The sequence below is a fragment of the Acidiferrobacter sp. genome, assembly GCF_054609335.1.
Window position 1 is genome coordinate 31528 of record NZ_JBTRWP010000014.1, and the last position, 16040, is coordinate 47567.

The 16040-nt window shown below is 62.6% G+C and carries 15 protein-coding genes; 6 read left to right on the top strand and 9 right to left on the bottom strand.

From position 1 onward, the window contains the following. Positions 1-16: 16 nt before the first annotated feature. Together ACYCTF_RS05440 and ACYCTF_RS05445 are read right to left on the bottom strand one after the other, a co-directional pair. Positions 17-1306 carry a citrate synthase gene (locus ACYCTF_RS05440; RefSeq protein WP_461282861.1) on the bottom strand — a complete coding sequence of 430 codons (1290 nt, stop codon included), beginning with the start codon at positions 1304-1306 and terminating at the stop codon, positions 17-19. 9 nt (positions 1307-1315) lie between these two features. Then, complete coding sequence (locus ACYCTF_RS05445; RefSeq protein ID WP_461282862.1) at positions 1316-2737, bottom strand: D-alanyl-D-alanine carboxypeptidase/D-alanyl-D-alanine-endopeptidase; 1422 nt, start codon at positions 2735-2737, stop codon at positions 1316-1318. A 416-nt stretch (positions 2738-3153) separates the two neighbouring features. Here ACYCTF_RS05445 and otsB point away from each other — a divergent pair, with 416 nt between their 5' ends. The 5 genes from otsB (at position 3154) to ACYCTF_RS05470 (ending at position 10088) form a co-directional block, all read left to right on the top strand. Continuing rightward, positions 3154-3963 carry a trehalose-phosphatase gene (gene otsB / locus ACYCTF_RS05450; RefSeq protein ID WP_461282863.1) on the top strand — a complete coding sequence of 270 codons (810 nt, stop codon included), beginning with the start codon at positions 3154-3156 and terminating at the stop codon, positions 3961-3963. Continuing rightward, a complete protein-coding gene (locus tag ACYCTF_RS05455) occupies positions 3960-5057 on the top strand; it encodes a mechanosensitive ion channel family protein (RefSeq protein WP_461284600.1) in 1098 nt (365 codons plus the stop codon). Before otsB ends, ACYCTF_RS05455 begins: the two co-directional genes overlap by 4 nt. Then, the gene (locus ACYCTF_RS05460; protein WP_461282865.1) at positions 5054-6550 is read left to right on the top strand and encodes an alpha,alpha-trehalose-phosphate synthase (UDP-forming); all 1497 of its coding nucleotides are present in this window, start codon (positions 5054-5056) and stop codon (positions 6548-6550) included. The genes ACYCTF_RS05455 and ACYCTF_RS05460 overlap by 4 nt, the downstream gene beginning before the upstream one ends. 119 nt (positions 6551-6669) lie before the next feature. Next, positions 6670-8661: a UvrD-helicase domain-containing protein gene (locus tag ACYCTF_RS05465; RefSeq protein WP_461284601.1), complete on the top strand. Its 1992-nt coding sequence runs from the start codon at positions 6670-6672 to the stop codon at positions 8659-8661. Between the two features lie 128 nt (positions 8662-8789). Then, positions 8790-10088, top strand: coding sequence for an EAL domain-containing protein (locus ACYCTF_RS05470; protein WP_461282867.1), 1299 nt, complete (start codon positions 8790-8792; stop codon positions 10086-10088). Between the two features lie 177 nt (positions 10089-10265). Here the strand turns inward: ACYCTF_RS05470 and ACYCTF_RS05475 are convergent, their stop codons facing one another. Next, positions 10266-11264: a patatin-like phospholipase family protein gene (locus tag ACYCTF_RS05475; protein WP_461282868.1), complete on the bottom strand. Its 999-nt coding sequence runs from the start codon at positions 11262-11264 to the stop codon at positions 10266-10268. Positions 11265-11406: 142 nt separating this feature from the next. On the opposite strand from ACYCTF_RS05475, the gene ACYCTF_RS05480 reads away from it, so the two are divergent. Then, on the top strand, positions 11407-12126 hold the full coding sequence (locus tag ACYCTF_RS05480; RefSeq protein WP_461282869.1) for a hypothetical protein: 720 nt from the start codon (positions 11407-11409) through the stop codon (positions 12124-12126). 6 nt (positions 12127-12132) lie between these two features. On the opposite strand, the gene xerD is transcribed toward ACYCTF_RS05480, so the two are convergent. The 6 genes from xerD to ACYCTF_RS05510 all read right to left on the bottom strand — a co-directional run bounded on the left by xerD (position 12133) and on the right by ACYCTF_RS05510 (position 16038). Beyond that, the gene (xerD, locus tag ACYCTF_RS05485; RefSeq protein WP_461282870.1) at positions 12133-13032 is read right to left on the bottom strand and encodes a site-specific tyrosine recombinase XerD; all 900 of its coding nucleotides are present in this window, start codon (positions 13030-13032) and stop codon (positions 12133-12135) included. A 27-nt stretch (positions 13033-13059) separates the two neighbouring features. Further along, positions 13060-13404 carry a 50S ribosomal protein L19 gene (gene rplS / locus ACYCTF_RS05490; RefSeq protein ID WP_461282871.1) on the bottom strand — a complete coding sequence of 115 codons (345 nt, stop codon included), beginning with the start codon at positions 13402-13404 and terminating at the stop codon, positions 13060-13062. Between the two features lie 4 nt (positions 13405-13408). After that, the gene (gene trmD, locus ACYCTF_RS05495; protein ID WP_461282872.1) at positions 13409-14146 is read right to left on the bottom strand and encodes a tRNA (guanosine(37)-N1)-methyltransferase TrmD; all 738 of its coding nucleotides are present in this window, start codon (positions 14144-14146) and stop codon (positions 13409-13411) included. Positions 14147-14499: 353 nt separating this feature from the next. Further along, the gene (gene rimM / locus ACYCTF_RS05500) at positions 14500-15018 is read right to left on the bottom strand and encodes a ribosome maturation factor RimM (protein WP_461282873.1); all 519 of its coding nucleotides are present in this window, start codon (positions 15016-15018) and stop codon (positions 14500-14502) included. A gap of 4 nt (positions 15019-15022) precedes the next feature. Further along, the gene (rpsP, locus tag ACYCTF_RS05505; protein ID WP_461282874.1) at positions 15023-15262 is read right to left on the bottom strand and encodes a 30S ribosomal protein S16; all 240 of its coding nucleotides are present in this window, start codon (positions 15260-15262) and stop codon (positions 15023-15025) included. Positions 15263-15336: 74 nt separating this feature from the next. After that, entirely contained in the window at positions 15337-16038 is a 702-nt protein-coding gene (locus tag ACYCTF_RS05510) for an MlaA family lipoprotein (protein WP_461282875.1), read from the bottom strand. Between the last annotated feature and the right edge of the window lie 2 nt (positions 16039-16040).

The following is a 16040-nucleotide window of genomic DNA, read 5'->3' on the forward strand; positions in this document are numbered from 1 at the left end:
TCCGGTGGCCGCCCCGCTACCCCACGGTCCCGGGATAATCGCGAAGCTTGGGACCCACGTACAGCTGGCGGGGGCGGTCTATCCCGTGGCTCGAGTCTTGATGCAGCTCGAGCCACTGGCTGACCCAACCTGCGGTCCGCGCCACAGCGAACACTGCAGTAAACATCTTGGTCGGTATCCCCATCGCCCGCAGGAGTATCCCCGAGTAGAAATCTACGTTCGGGTACAGCTTGCGCTCGATAAAATATTCGTCGCGCAGCGCAATCTCTTCGAGCTCCAGGGCCACCGCCATCAAGGGGTCGTTTTCGAGACCGAGATGCGCTAGAACCTCGCGCGCGCTCTCTTGGATAACACGCGCCCTGGGGTCGAAATTCTTATAGACCCTGTGGCCAAAACCCATAAGACGGAAGGGGTCGCTCTTGTCCTTGGCGCGGGCGATGGCCTTGGGGATGTTCTCCGGCGTGCCAATTTCGAGCAACATCTTGACCACTTCCTCGTTTGCGCCGCCATGCGCCGGACCCCAGAGGCTCGCGATGCCTGCGGCGATGCAGGCAAACGGGTTGGCCCCGGAGGATGCAGCCATGCGCACTGTGGAGGTCGAGGCGTTCTGCTCGTGATCGGCGTGCAGAATCAAGATCCTATCCATGGCCCGCACCTGGACCGGGTCCACCACGAAGTCCCTGTTGGGCATGCCAAACAGCATCTGCATGAAATTGCCGGCGTAATCGTATTCATTCCGCGGATAACGAAGCGGGCGCCCAGTGCTATAGGTGTAGCTTGCCGCGGCGATGGTCGGCATCTTGGCGACCAGCCGGATGGCTGCGTTTACGCGCTGCTGCGGATCGCGCATGTCCATATCATCGTGATAGAACGCCGACAGGGCGCCCACGACACCCACCATGACCGCCATCGGATGCGCGTCGCGGCGGAAACCGCGGTAGAAGCTGATCACCTGCTCGTGCAGCAGATTGTGCTGACTCACGGAATCCCGAAACGCCTTCCCTTCGGCCACCGAGGGCAACTCACCGAACATCAGGAGATGGGCGACCTCCAGAAAGCGGCTCTTCTCGGCGAGCTGCTCGATCGGATAGCCCCGATAGGCCAGGATGCCGGCATCGCCATCCACGAAGGTGATGGCGCTCTTGCAAGACGCCGTCGAACGATAACCAGGGTCATAGGCCAGAATCCCGTGGCGCCCATAGAGCGACTGGATATCCACGGCCTGCGGACCGAGCGTCCCTTCGAGGATGGGCAGGCTCGCATCTCCCGCCTCCTCCCCTACGACCGCGTTCACGTATTTCGTCACAACCCCTCCTTACTTACGGGCATATAGCCACTTGATAACCCCGTCTTCGGCCCGGAACCCCCGCTCCGTATCGGCCGCCGGGTAATTCTCGAGAACTACGACGATATAGCGCCGCCCGCCACGCTGCAGATAGCCCGCCAGGGTGTCCACGCCATCAATCGTGCCGGTCTTGCCGTGAAGGTGGCCTACCACCGGCGACCCCAGGAAACGGTAACGCAAGGTTCCGTCGATCCCAGCTATTGGCAAGGACGAGACATATTCGGGCATGTAACGCCCATTATAAGCGTAACGGAGTATCCGTCCCACTTCGGCGGCCGTGATCCGCTCGGAACGCGACAGCCCGACACCGTTGCGCAACACGAGGTGCGGCAGACGCAGATCATGGCGGGCAAGCCACGCGCGCATGACGGCAAGCCCCTTCGCCGTGGTGCCCGGCAGGCCCTCCTTGACCGCCCCGAGCGTCATGACGAGCAGCCGCCCCATCACGTTGTTGCTGTACTTATCCACACTGCGCAGGATGTCGGCGAGCGGCCGGGAGTGGACCTGATACAAGAGCCGTGCGCCCGGCGAAATCCGCCCGGTCTTGAAGCCGCCGTGCAACACCCCGCCCTGTTCACGCCAGAGCTCGGCGAAGACCCCCGAGACATAGCGGCGATCGCTGTCGGTGACTCGATAGAGGTGCTGGAGCCCGCAGGCGCGCGGATAACGCCCCTGAAAGATGGCGAGATTGCCCCATGCTTCGTGCGCGATACGGAGATGAACTCGGGCGCGCCAGTCGCCGCAGGGCCCGTCGACCGGCCGCAAGCGATTGACGACGCGCAGCGTAGTCGGGGACGGATCAGGGAGAATGCGGACCTGGGAGATCCCTGGCAGAAACCGAAACTCGACTGCCTGGAAATTGACGAGCAGCGCCTGCGGGCGCACGTTGTAGGTTCGGTCACGCAAACCATCGAAGGCCCCGCGCCGCGCCTGCGGGGCATGCAGGTAATGCTGATCGAGTACGACATTGCCTTCGATGTCGTGTATGCCAAGCCTCCGCAACCCATGCAAGAGATCCCAGAACGACTTCGTAATGAGGTAAGGGTCCCCTCCCCCGCGCAAGTAGAGATTGCCGTGGAGGACCCCGTGAACGATAGGTCCGCGTGCGTAGGCGCCCGTCCGCCACGTATAGCTGGGCCCAAGCGTATACAGGCTCACGAGTGCTGTCACAAGCTTCATAACCGAGGCCGGATCACGCGGCGTGTGCGCCCGGTAGGCGAGGATAGGCCTGCGGGCGTGGATGCGTTGCAGATAAATGCTGATGCCGTCTAAAGGGACGTGCTCGCGCGCAAAGAGCGTCCGCAAGGCTAAGGGCAAGGGGTCGGCCGCGACGAGTCCCGACACAAAGAGCGCGCAGAGCGCCAGGACCGGGAGCCAAGGCGACTTTTTCATACGCACCTCTCAAAGGCAAGCGCTGCCCCACCGGGAGACAACGCGCAAGCGCGCTCGGGGGCGACCGGCCAAGTCTTTACGCCACGCACGATGCGCGTTGGATGATGCCATAGGGTCTTGACCGCCTGATTGGCGGGTGGCTGGATCACGATCCGGGGTATCAAGGGCTTGCACATACGATTCGAGGTCTTCGGCTGTGATCGAGGGTGATTGGCGGGCCTAGTATGGCGTCTCGCCCCTGAGCCTGCAAACCGCGCCCGGACCGTCGTGTCCGTGGCCCCGACGCCCGTCAAAGGTTATAATGGCCGCATACCAAGGAAGGAGTCCGCGTGCGTGCCAAGACCCTCGGGCCACAATGCGACACACACCCCCCACAATCGCTACCGTTCGATGTATATCGCCCCTGTATCCCGGCAATGGATGGTACGCGACCCGATGATCGCGCCCGTGACAGCGTGAAGCTTCTGGATCCGGCAAGACCTTTGGAGCGCTTCTGGGAGAAGCTCGCGGCCGCGCGCGAGCGCCTGCTGATCTTGGATTACGACGGCACCCTTGCCCCATTTACCGCTCATCGTGACGACGCCACGCTCTACCCTGGGGTCGCCCCCTTACTTCTCGACTTGCAACGGCAAGGGACCCGTATCGCCTTTGTCACCGGCCGTCCCGCCGAGGAACTCGCGCGACGGCTGCCGCTCTCCGCCGTGGAAATATTCGGGGCCCATGGGCAAGAATATCGTGCGGCAAGCGGTACGCTGACCCGTACACCTCTCACCTTACAGGCGCGGACATGGCTCGACGAAGCCGCGGGACGTATCGCCGCCCACGGTTTTGAGCGAGCGCTCGAGCGCAAGCACGGGACCGTGGCGGTTCATTGGCGACGCGAGGACCAAGGCGGTCAGGCGCGGCTTAACGCCCTCGCCGCAGATCTCGCCCAGGAGCTGCCCGGGGACGTCCAAGGATTGGCCTTCGATGGGGGATATGAATTCCGTGCCCGCGGCCGCGACAAAGGCACGGCGATCGCCGAGCTTTCCGCGCACCACCCGCAAGCGCTCATGGCTTATCTCGGTGATGACCTCACAGACGAGGATGCCTTCGCCGCTCTACCACAAGACGGCCTTGCCGTCCTCGTGCGCGCCCAGCCACGACCCACGCGCGCCCACCTATGGCTGCACCCACCGGACGAGCTGCTCGCCTTCCTGGGCGCGTGGATAACGGCGGCGCAATGATGATCCCGTATCCTTGGCACATCGAAGCCGAGCGGCTCACCCGCGACCACTTCTCAGGACACTCGGCGCTCTCGTGGCTTATCGCTGCCCTACTTTTCATTGCGGTCTTCGCTGGACTTAAGGCCGCAGTGCATGTGAGCCGAAAGGCGCTGCGGATGGCGAGCCGCCATCGCATCGGCTTGCCTGCGCTCCTCGAGCGCACGGTGAGCAAGACGAGTTCCTGGCTTCTCGCCACCCTCGCCTTCGTCGCCGCCTCCGAACGCCTGAACCTGGCGTCGCCTACACGCACGCGGCTCATCGACATCGGCGCCACCGCCCTGTTCATCCAGCTTGCCCTCTGGGGACACGCCTTCATAAGAGCTGGCACCGACCACTATCGGACCAAGACCGGCGACGGCGAACGGGTGACGGTCGTAGTCGCGCTCGGACTGATCGCGACGATCCTCCTGTGGGTCATCATTACGCTTGCCGCCTTAAACAATCTCGGCGTGAATGTCACGGCGCTGCTCGCAGGCTTTGGTGTAGGCGGTGTCGCGGTCGCGCTCGCACTGCAAACCACGCTCGCCGATTTCCTTGCATCCTTGTCCATCCTATTCGACAAACCGTTCGTCTTAGGGGACTACATCGCCATAGACACCTTTGCGGGCACAGTCGAGCATATCGGTCTCAAAACGACGCACTTACACAGCGCCACAGGCGAGCAAATCATCATCGCGAATTCCGATCTCGTAAAGAGTCGCGTGCGTAACTACAAGCGGATGCGCGAGCGCACGCTGATGTTTACACTCTATCTCACTTATGAAAATCGCCACGAGGCCTTGGCGAACGCGACTAGGGTTGCGGAAGACGTCATAAAGAGCGACGGCCGCGTCCGGTTCCTGCGGGCCTACCTCAAGGATTACCAACCCCAGGGACTCGTCTTCGAGGTGGCGTACGTGGTGAACGAAGATCATGCCGACGTCTACATGGATGTCCAGCACGCGATCAATCTGGCCTTATTCCGCGCCTTCCATGACCGCGGTATCGAATTCGTCCGCCCAGGAACAGTCAATATCCAATACGTACCCCCGGCGACGGCCAAGGAGCCGCAATGAACGACATGACGCATAGCAGCGGCCGGCTTGTTGTTGTATCCAACCGTTTACCCGTCATTGTAAAGCTGGTCGACGGCCATTGGACATTCACGCCGGGATCCGGCGGGCTCGTAAGCGCGCTTGCGCCGGTACTGCGCAACCGGGGCGGCATATGGATCGGATGGCCCGGCACAACCGAGGCCGACCCCGCGACGTTGTCTCGTCTCCTACAAGAGGCGACTCGTCATTCCGGATATACCTTGAAGCCCGTCATGCTCGACCAGCGTGATAAAGAGGACTTCTACTACGGCTTCGCAAATGAAGTCATATGGCCGCTCTTCCATGACCTGCAATCGCATTGCAATTTCGCGCCACGCTACTGGGAGGCCTATACCCGTATCAATCGCCGGTTCGCCGACGTCATTATGCAAACCACACGCCCCGGGGACTTCATCTGGATACACGACTACCACCTGATGAACGTGGGCCAGGAACTGCGCGCTCAGGGTGCTAGCGCCCGGACGGGCTTTTTCCTCCACATCCCGTTCCCGCCGCTCGATATCTATATGAAGCTCCCGTGGCGCTTCCCGCTTCTGCGCGCGCTCCTGGACTACGATTTGATCGGCTTCCAGACCTTGCGCGACCGGCGGAACTTTCTTCAGTGCGTGCGCCTTGTGGCCCCCGATATGTCTGTCACTGGGAAAGGACAGGTCGTCACGCTACGGGCCGGTAATCGCGAGCTGCGGGTCGGCACCTTCCCGATCGGCATCGACTACCAGGAGTTCGCGCGCGAAAGCAAGGCCGAGCCCGTCATTCGCAAAGCCCGTGAACTTCACGAAGACCTCCCCGGTCGGCAGGTCATCCTAGGCGTGGACCGCCTCGATTACACCAAGGGCATCTGTCATAGATTCGAGGCTTTTCGTAACGCGCTCCAACGCTTCCCGGAATTGCATCACCGCACCACCTTGATTCAGGTTGTAGTGCCTAGCCGCGAGGACATCCCAAAGTACAACGCGCTCAAGATGGAGATGGAGCGACTCGTAGGCGAGATCAACGGCCAATTCACGCAATCGGGATGGGTCCCGATCCACTACATATTCCGGAGCTTGAGCCGCTTGGAGCTTCTCGCCTATTATCGGGCCTGCGAGATCGCCTTGATCACCCCACTCAAAGACGGCATGAACCTGGTCGCCAAGGAATTTTGCGCCGCGACCCCAGCCAACAACGGTGTATTGATACTTTCCGAGTTCGCGGGTGCGGCCGCTCAGCTGCAAAAAGGCGCCCTGCTCGTAAACCCCTACAATGTCGAAGAGGTCGCGGAGGCCATACAGCGCGCCATCGTCATGGGCCCCGGGGAGCGGCGCGCGCGCATGCATAAACTAAAGCGCTTCGTACGCCAGTATGACATTTTCTGGTGGGTGGACGCCTTTCTGCGCGCCGCCATAGCCAAGGATCTCAGTAACTTCCCGGTCCCCGAGGAGTACGTGCCGCATATGGAGACGATTTCGCTCTAACGGGAACCGCCGTACAGACTTGCGGTCACCGATTCGCGACCATCACGGGCGCGGGCGAGGCGGGAGCCGTCTGACATGTCAAGATTGTAGACCCTCGCGGACCCCGCTAGACTGCTCCCATGAAAATTCTGGACGGTCTCAACGATCAGCAACGCGAGGCCGTGCAACTTATCCATGGGCCCGTGCTTGTGTTGGCCGGCGCCGGTAGCGGCAAAACCACCGTCATCGCGCGTAAGATCGCCCACCTCATAACGCACGGCGGCTATGATGCCGCTCACATCGCCGCGGTCACCTTCACCAACAAGGCGGCGCGCGAGATGCGCGAGCGCGCATCGGCGCTGCTTCCCGCCAACGCCCGTCGCGGCCTGAGCGTCCTCACCTTTCATGCTCTGGGCCTCAAGATCATCCGCGAAGAGACCGAGGCGCTGGGTTTACGGCGCGGGTTCACGCTCCTTGATCCGCGCGACGCCGAAGCGCTCGTGAAGGAACTCTGCCGCGAGCGCCTGCGAACGGACAAGCCCCCAGAAGATGTGGCGCAGCGCATCCGTGCCTGGAAGGACGCCGCGATCATGCCGCAGCTCGCAGCGGAGGAGTCACCCGACGAGGGCGCGGTCTATGCCGACTACGTCGAGCGCCTACGCGCCTACAACGCCATAGACTTGGACGACCTGATCCTGCTTCCGGCGCGCCTCTTGAGCGACGATGCGGACGCCCGCGCTCGCTGGCGCGAGCGCCTGCGCTACCTCCTGGTAGATGAGTACCAAGACACCAACGATGCGCAATACCGGCTAGCACGCGCTTTAGCCGACCAGGCCTTCACCGCGGTGGGCGACGACGACCAATCGGTCTATTCCTGGCGCGGGGCACGCCCTGAGAATCTCATGCGGCTCGCACGGGACTGCCCGAATCTCACAGTCATCAAACTCGAGCAAAATTATCGCTCGACCGGACGGATCCTGAAGGCCGCCAATGCCGTGATCGGTAACAACCCCCACCTGTTCCCCAAGAAACTCTGGAGCGCGTTTGGCTTCGGCGACCCCCTGAAAGTCCTCGTCGCCGACGATGAAGAGCACGAGGCCATACGCGTCGTAACCGCACTCTTGCATGACAAATTCGTCCGCAAGGCCGATTTCGGCGATTACGCCATCCTCTATCGCAGTAATCATCAGGCGCGGCCGCTCGAACAGGTCTTACGCGAACACCGCGTGCCCTACTTCCTGAGCGGAGGGACTTCGTTCTTCGATCGCGTCGAGGTGCGGGACGCAGTCGCCTATATGCGCCTCATCCACAACCCCTCCGACGACTCTGCCTTCCTGCGGGTCTGCAACGTCCCCAAACGCGAGATCGGCCCCACGACCGTCGAACGACTGCGCGATTATGCGCACCGCCGTGGCCAATCCTTGTTGCGCTGTTGTCGCGAACTTGGGCTTGCGCAATACGTGGCCGCACCGCAGGCCGCCGCCTTGAATCGCTTCGCCCTCCTCATGGAGACCTTGAGCGCTAAGGCGCAGACGACCACAGCCGGCGCCTTGTTGCGCGAGACCTTGGGCGAAATCGGCTACGAGGCGCATCTGCTGCATACCGCCGACGACAAGCGCGCCGGCCGGCGGCGCATGGAGCTCCTGGAAGAATTCCTGGCATGGGTCGACCGCCTGGGCCAAGAGACGAGCGGCCGCGGGCTCGATGAAGTGGTCGCGCAGCTCATCCTAAACGGCATGGGTGACCGCGAGCGCGAGCCCGACGGCAAGAGCGTGCGCCTCATGACCCTGCATGCCGCCAAGGGCCTGGAGTTTCCCCATGTATTCCTGGTCGGACTCGAGGAAGACATCCTTCCCCACCGGGCCAGCCTCGCCGAGACCGGAGTGGAAGAGGAGCGCCGGCTCGCCTACGTCGGTATCACACGCGCGCGCCAGACGCTGACCCTGAGCTACGCCCGGCGACGCCGCAAGCAGGGGGCGCCATTGGACACAAGCCCCAGCCGTTTCCTGGCCGAGATGCCCCCTGAGGACCTGCTCTGGGACGGCCGTGAAGAAAAGGCCCCCGCAGAGCGCTTGGCGCACGGGGAATCGCATCTGAAAGGCCTGCGCGGCCTTCTTGGCCAAGGCTCCTGACGGCCATCCCAGCCCGGCGCCCCTCTGCTAGCGCCCTTTGCGATCAAAGGTGGCGTCCATCACGCCTTTCCGCTACCCTAGCGGCAGCTTCCACGGCGCTTCGCGGAGGCTAAGGTGAGAGTAGACTTATGAGTAGGACGATTCTTACCAAGGCACTCAAGCTGGCCTGCGCACGGTCGGAACGCAACCAAGTGCCGTTCTCCGTCATCCTTTTTAGCATCGACCGCTTCCGTCTCGTCAACCACCGGTTCGGGTATGCCTTTGCGAACCGTGTTCTGCGCCGGGTCTGCGATACCGCGCGCACGAGCCTCGGTCGTAGCGCTGTCGTCGGCCGCTGGGGCAATGACGAATTCCTCGGCATCATGCATGACTGTAGTCCGCGCCAGGCACGATCCGCGGCGAAGGCCTTGAACGAGGCCATCTCTGGGCTTGTCATCGCCGCCGACAATAACGTCCTGAACGTCACCGTGAGCATCGGGATCGCGTGCGTCCCGCAGGACGGCGCCACCCCGCAAGAGATCATGAACGTCCTCGACGAGGCCCTCTATGAAGCGAAGCGTCGGGGGCGCGAACGCATTGTAGCGGCCGAACACCTCACACGACGGATATTCCGGATGGGCGCGGTCCTCGAGACCGCATTGCGTGAAAATCGCGTTGTACCCGCCTACCAGCCGATCGTCGAGCTGCGCACAGGCCGGGTTGTGGCCGAGGAGGCCTTGGCCCGCATCGTGACAGCCGACGGCAAGGTGCTGGCCGCCGACGAATTTATCGAGGCTGCCGAACAGTTCCGCCTCACCTACAAGATCGACTGGACCGTGCTGCTCTCGGCCTTGGCGAGACGCCAGACCGACGACGAAGACATCGTCCATTTCGTCAACGTATCCGGGGATCTGCTCCGCTACCCGCGCCTGCTCATGGACCTCTTGGCCTCTGCCAAGACAAGCTTCGCGCGCAAAGGGGTAGCGGACGTGAAGCCGCTCGTCATCGAGGTCACCGAGCGTGAGCTCCTTGAGAACATGGATGTCACGCGCGAGCGCCTCGCGCCCTTCGTCGATTTCGGTGTCCAGCTTGCACTGGACGATTTCGGTAGCGGTTATTCCTCTTTCCAGTATCTGGCCGATCTGCCCATATCCTTCCTCAAAATCGACGGCCGCCTCATCTCGCGCATAGCGGAACCCAGGGTCCTTTCCATCGTGCGCGGCATCCACGCCGTGGCCGCTGACCTGGGCATCACGACCCTTGCCGAATATGTGGAGACGTCACAACAGGTCGAACTATTGCGCAGTGTGGGGATCGACTGGGCCCAGGGACACTTCTTTGGCACCGCGGCCCTTGACCAATCCGTGGCCGATCATAGGCGTGCCTTGAGTATCAACTGGGCTGATGGTTACTACTACCAAAAAGACACCCCAGTCCGCATACCCTGATAGCGCGCCCTGGCATGGCCTCTCTCGTGACTATTGTTCCCACCTCTCTCGAAACCAAAACGCACACCCTTATCCGATTTGAGTCGCACCGAGTGTGTCCATGCCATCGGAAACAATGCGCCCCGGGCATCGCCGAATTCTGATTGGCGAGGCGACCCCGCCCACCCACCTTGCGGCCTATCCGCCCGGCTGCGAGCGGCGAGCGACCGCCCCCGCGGGGTGGTCCGACTGCTCCCGCGCAGATGCCAGCAGGGCATACAGGTCAGGGAGGTGGCTGCGCGCGACCGCTCGGCCAGCGGCGATCGCGGCGCGGGCCTTGTAGAACTCAAACGGCCCAATGCGGTCGACGTCGGGCAGAAGATAGAGGGCTGGGCGCCGGGCCAACAACCGCAGCTGAACCACCTGCGCTTGGGCGATATTGACCGCCTGCGCAAGAACTGAGCGTGCCCGCCATTGCAAGGACCGGACGCCCGCGGGCTCCGTAAGTTGCTCCTCCAGCCACGCGCGGACCGGTCGAGCCCGGCGCACCCACGGCTGGTCGAGCAAAGCGCGCAACTGCGACCGCCAGCTCGCTGGTCGCGGGTCGATCGGCGCCGCCGAAAGCCCACGCGCACCCTGGTGGACGGCGATGGCTACGACCGGCACCCCGAACGCATCCGCCGCTGCATCGAACGGTACCGGGTTCACCACGCCGCCATCGATCAAAAGCCGGCCCCCCCATGGATAGGGCGCCAAGAGCCCCGGAAGCGAAAGACTGGCGCGCACAGCCCCGGCCGCCGGGCCCGAGCGCAACACGACCTGTTCGCCACTATGCAGGTCGGTCGCCACCGCCAGGAAGGGCAGCGGCAACTCCTCAATGGTGGCACCCTCCAGATGGGCCTCGAGGAAGGCCATGATCTTGCGCCCGGAGCAGACGCCGCCCATAGCCGCGGCGTCGGGCAGAAAGAGTTGCAAGGTCTGCTTCCAATCGACGCCAAGGGCTTCTTCCGTGAGTCGAGCCGGGTCACCATAGCGCGCATAGAGCGCGCCGATTTCAGCGCCTATGCTGCAGCCGGCGATCGCGCGCACCGGCAAGCCGTGCTCAGCCAATACCTCCAAGACGCCGATGTGCGCCAGACCCCGCGCGCCTCCGGCGCCAAGGGCCAGCACCAGACCCTCTCCCACTGACTCTGTCATAGATCCTCCTTCGGCTATCTTAACCGAACCCATCCCCCTTCTCCGAATGGATGAGTGGGCATGCGTTACCGCGAATATCTGATACAATACGCGAGAAGCTTTCCATCGCGTGTCCATCCGGCAAAAGACTCACAAGGAAGCTATGGATTCGAAGCCGCTCGTATCTGAATACTTCGCGAAACTCCCCAGCTCCCCCGATGCGTTTCCATTCTTCTATCGGAGACTTGTTGGCCTGCGCTTTCCGATCGAGGTAGCCGAGATCCTAGAGATGCGCTACCTGTGCCACCACGCCATAGACCAGAGCGGCCGTGACGATCGAGAATACGAATGGGATGAATTCGCAGCAAGCCGGATGGCGGACATGGAACATGTGGGCATACAGAAACCGGCCCATCGCGAACGCCTCTCACGACTACTGCTCTTGCTGAAAGACTACTACGGGCTTCACAAGACGGGGTCGGCTGTAGCTGAAGACGAGCTGCGTCAAGGCTTGGCCGATAACCGCTTCGCTCAGGAGCGGTCGCGGTCGTATGGCAAAATTGCCGGCATCGCCGCGATCGTCGCGGCCCTAAGCTCAATCCTGCTCAGTCCGCCGGCCATCCTCATGCAGGGCGTCGCCATCCTTTTTGCCTACCTATCCCTCGATTCCTTTTATGGCATTGCGGTCCTGCGCCGTGAAGAGCGTCGCTTGGCCGCACAGCTTTCCGAAGTCCTGAGACGCCGGGTCCGTACCGTCAACTGGCGGGCAGTCGTACGGCAAACGGGGGCCATACTCGGTTACACCACGCCCATGGGCGGCGAGGCCTTCCGTCTCGAGCAAGAGCACGAGCTCCCCGACCTCATCGAAGTCAACGGCGCCTAGAGCCCCTCAACCACGCGGATGATGGCGAGCGTGCACAGCCTTCAGCCGCTCGCGCGCGACATGCGTATAAATCTGTGTTGTCGACAGATCGGCGTGGCCAAGTAGGAGCTGAACCACTCGCAAATCTGCGCCGTGATTGATGAGATGGGTGGCGAAGGCGTGGCGTATGGTATGAGGCGATAACGACGTTTTCACGCAGGCCTTGGCCGCGTAACGCTTGATGTTATGCCAGAAGGCCTGTCGCGTCATGGGCGCCCCGCGCCGCGTCAGGAAGATCGCCGCCTGCGGGGCGCCACCCGCCAAGAAAAGGGGGCGGGTATCGACCAGATAACGCGTAAGCACCGCCTGCGCCTCCTCCCCTAAAGGCACGAGACGCTCTCGGCCCCCTTTACCCACGACACGCACGATACCCGCCTGGCAATCCGCCTCCGTGAGCCGCAGAGCCACAAGCTCCGACACCCGCAGACCAGTGGCGTAGAGGACTTCGAGCATCGCCCGGTCCCGCCGCGCCTCGGGCGTCTCATCCCCTGGCGCCGCCAGCAAACGCTCGACATCCTCTTCGCTCAATGACTTCGGGAGATTCACCCCGAGGCGCGGGCCTTCGATGCCTTCGGTCGGGTCCTCGGTTAACACGCCACGGGCGAGCAGATATTGATAAAATCGCCGGAGCGTTGACAGGCGTCGAGCACCAGTCCGAGGTCTGCGGCCCGCCAAGACCTCGGCGGCCAAGTAGCCAGTTATATCGGTGCGTGCGGCACAAGCAAGGCCGCGCCCACGCAGGTAGCGGGCGAACGCCTCCATGTCTCGTCTGTAACTATCGAGGGTGTGAGGACGCAGACGGGATTCCGTCAGCAGGCAATCGAGGAAGTCCTCGATCAGTGGGGCATCCGACGAGCTTGCGGCCATCTCATCATCCGCCCCACCCAATGTGCTTTACACGCGTTCGCGGATACGGGCTGCCTTGCCGGTCAATTCGCGCAGATAGTAGAGCTTGGCGCGGCGCACAACGCCCCGGCGCTTCACTTCGATGTTGGCAATATTCGGGCTGTGCAAGGGGAACACGCGCTCCACACCTTCGCCATAGGATATCTTGCGAACCGTGAAAGACGAGTTGATGCCGCGATTCTTGCGCGCGATGACCACGCCCTCGAAGGCCTGCAAGCGCTCGCGCTCACCCTCGACGACCTTTACTTGCACCGAAACCGTATCGCCGGGACCGAACTGTGGGACGTCCGCCTTCAGGAATCCACTCTCCAGTTCTTTGATAATATTGCTCATAGCCTTAACCCCTATATTCCTGTTTGAATTCTTCTAACAGCCTTCGCTGCTCACCATCCAACTCTTGCGTCTCCAGGAGATCCGGTCGTCGCAGCCACGTTCGCCCTAAAGACTCCCGCAAACGCCAAGTCCGAATCCGCGCATGATCGCCCGACAACAACACCTCCGGTACGCGCTGCCCCCGCCAATCCTCGGGCCGCGTGTAATGCGGACAATCGAGCAAGCCGGCAACGAAGGAATCCTCCCGCGCCGAGTCGGCATGCCCCAAGGCGCCAGGCAGCTGCCGAACGACCGCATCGATCAGCACCGCCGCCGCCGCCTCGCCGCCGGAGAGCACATAATCCCCGATCGACCACTCCTCGTCCACGGCATCGCGTATCACGCGCTCATCGACACCCTCATAGCGCCCCGCCAGCAATATTAGGCTCGGGCGCGCCGCAAACTCCATGACCGCCGCGTGGTCGAGCGGTCGGCCCGCTGGCGATAAATAGAGCACGGACGCGGTATCACGCGCGTCCTTCGCCGCCTCCACCGCCAGCGCGATGGGTTCAGCCATCAGAACCATCCCTGGGCCGCCACCATAGGGCCGGTCATCGACGGTCCGCCGCTTGTCGTGAGCAAAATCCCGCACATTCCAGAACCGCAGCGTCACGATCCCAAGCTGCCGCGCCCGACCCACAATGCCGCAATCACAGAAGCCGCGCACCGCCTCCGGGAACAGCCCTATGACGTCGATCTCCACCTGCCATCCTCCCCGGCCGGCCTAAAGACCGGAGATTCCTATGGCGCCCACTCCGGCATAGCGCAGGAATGAATCGCTTCGGTGGGTTGCTAGCGCTCGCGACCTTAGGGCATCACTAAGCCCAAGGGTCAGAGACCACAGCTTGCGCCCCGCAATACCGGCGCCTAGACCATGTCCCACCCCGAGCCAAACAGTATAAATTCGACCTATAAGCCTTGGCAACGATGCGATATTCGGCATGGACGCCGTCGTATACCCCCACGCCCGCCGCGTCAGTCGTACCGCGACCACCACAAGCAAGCCCTCCCCCGATAAATCCCCACCCTGACTGGCGTGGCTTGCCGTGCCTTGAATCAGAAGTCCGGATCCCAGTCGACGACGATACGCCCTTGGTCCTTGTCGATCCGGACAACGACGGCTGGGACATACGGAATGAGCCGTTCGCGATCCGACCCACGGACGACGAGCACATCGTTGGCGCCGGTCTCAAGCAGGTGATGGACCGTCCCCAATGCGAAGTCTCCAACAGTCTGGACAGCCATGCCCAACAACTCGCCCCAGTAATACTCGCCTGCCGGAAGCTCGGGCAAGGCCGAGACGGGCGCTTCTATGACCGCCCCCGCCCACTGCTCGGCGTCATCCCGTCCCGCACACTCGGCGGCCTCTACAATAAGGCCTTTGCCGTGGACCTGGCTTACGGTCACCGTCAGCGGCTCGATTACACCGGACTTGCGACGCACGCGCCAGGGCCGATATTCCAGCACCGCCTCGGGCCGGGTCGTATAGGGGTGGATGCGCAACCACCCCTTTATGCCATACGCCCCCACGATGCGACCGACCTCGATCCAGTCTCGGGGCGCCTGATCGGGCATAATATCAGGAGGCGGTCTTCAGCAGCCCCACGACCCGCTCGGAAGCCTGGGCGCCCCGCTCCAGCCAATACTGGACCCGCTCGCGATCGACGCGCAGCCGCTCCTCGGCGCCGCTCGCCACCGGGTTGAAAAACCCGACCCGCTCGATAAACGCACCGCTCGCCGCGCGACGCTTGTCCGCCACGACGATCGAATAGAAAGGTCGCTTGTTCGCGCCACGACGGGCCAAGCGTATCGTTACCATATTACCCCCAATGAAACGCCCGTTAAGGCGCAGAAAGCCGGGGAGTTTACCCGGATAAGACAAGAAAAGGAATCCTATTGCCCGCTGCGACGCGCTCGCATCAGCGCCCGTCGCTTTTGCCAGAACGCATCGCGCACGAAGCTGTATTCATGACCACCGGAGGCAAGCCGCATCAGTAAGCCCTGATGAAGGTAGTGCGAGCGCGTATCGACGAGCTGGGCCGCATAGGTGCCCCACAGCGCCGACGGGTTACTCAAATAGCTTTGCGGGTTCGCAAAGCTGTCCAAACCAAGCCCAAGGGCATCGCGGACATCACTCGGTCCAAACAGCGGCAAAACGATATAGGGGCCACTACGCACACCCCACACCCCCAAGGTCTCACCGAAGCCCGCACCGTGGGCCCGCAAGCCCATGGGGGTCGCCACGTCGACTAGGCCCACCATGCCCAAAGTGGAATTCACGACAAAGCGTGCAGTCTCAAGAAGTGCTGGACGAACACGGCCTTGGAGCGATTCGTTAAGAATGACCTTTATGTCCTCCAGGTTGGAAAAGAAGTCGCTCACCCCGCGCCGCAAGGGCAATGGCGTGAGGCCCGTGTAGGCCTCGGCGGTCGGCTTCAGTAAGACCCTATCCAGGTGCTGGTTGAAGGCGAAAATCTTCCTGTTCACAGGCTTGAAGGGGTCATCCGAACCATGCGCCGGGTGCGTCCCCGTGGTCGCGCAGCCCCCTAAGAGTACGGCCCCCAGCAAGCCCGCCATTACCCATCTCCCCGCCATTA

Excerpts from the sequence above, each read along its gene's own strand:
- ACYCTF_RS05465 (WP_461284601.1), top strand. The coding sequence starts at position 6,670 with ATGAAAATTCTGGACGGTCTCAACGATCAGCAACGCGAGGCCGTGCAA.
- rplS (WP_461282871.1), bottom strand. The coding sequence starts at position 13,404 with ATGAGCAATATTATCAAAGAACTGGAGAGTGGATTCCTGAAGGCGGAC.
- rimM (WP_461282873.1), bottom strand. The coding sequence starts at position 15,018 with ATGCCCGATCAGGCGCCCCGAGACTGGATCGAGGTCGGTCGCATCGTG.
- ACYCTF_RS05445 (WP_461282862.1), bottom strand. The coding sequence starts at position 2,737 with ATGAAAAAGTCGCCTTGGCTCCCGGTCCTGGCGCTCTGCGCGCTCTTT.
- otsB (WP_461282863.1), top strand. The coding sequence starts at position 3,154 with ATGGATGGTACGCGACCCGATGATCGCGCCCGTGACAGCGTGAAGCTT.
- ACYCTF_RS05455 (WP_461284600.1), top strand. The coding sequence starts at position 3,960 with ATGATGATCCCGTATCCTTGGCACATCGAAGCCGAGCGGCTCACCCGC.
- rpsP (WP_461282874.1), bottom strand. The coding sequence starts at position 15,262 with ATGGTAACGATACGCTTGGCCCGTCGTGGCGCGAACAAGCGACCTTTC.
- ACYCTF_RS05510 (WP_461282875.1), bottom strand. The coding sequence starts at position 16,038 with ATGGCGGGGAGATGGGTAATGGCGGGCTTGCTGGGGGCCGTACTCTTA.
- xerD (WP_461282870.1), bottom strand. The coding sequence starts at position 13,032 with ATGGCCGCAAGCTCGTCGGATGCCCCACTGATCGAGGACTTCCTCGAT.
- ACYCTF_RS05475 (WP_461282868.1), bottom strand. The coding sequence starts at position 11,264 with ATGACAGAGTCAGTGGGAGAGGGTCTGGTGCTGGCCCTTGGCGCCGGA.
- ACYCTF_RS05480 (WP_461282869.1), top strand. The coding sequence starts at position 11,407 with ATGGATTCGAAGCCGCTCGTATCTGAATACTTCGCGAAACTCCCCAGC.
- ACYCTF_RS05460 (WP_461282865.1), top strand. The coding sequence starts at position 5,054 with ATGAACGACATGACGCATAGCAGCGGCCGGCTTGTTGTTGTATCCAAC.
- ACYCTF_RS05470 (WP_461282867.1), top strand. The coding sequence starts at position 8,790 with ATGAGTAGGACGATTCTTACCAAGGCACTCAAGCTGGCCTGCGCACGG.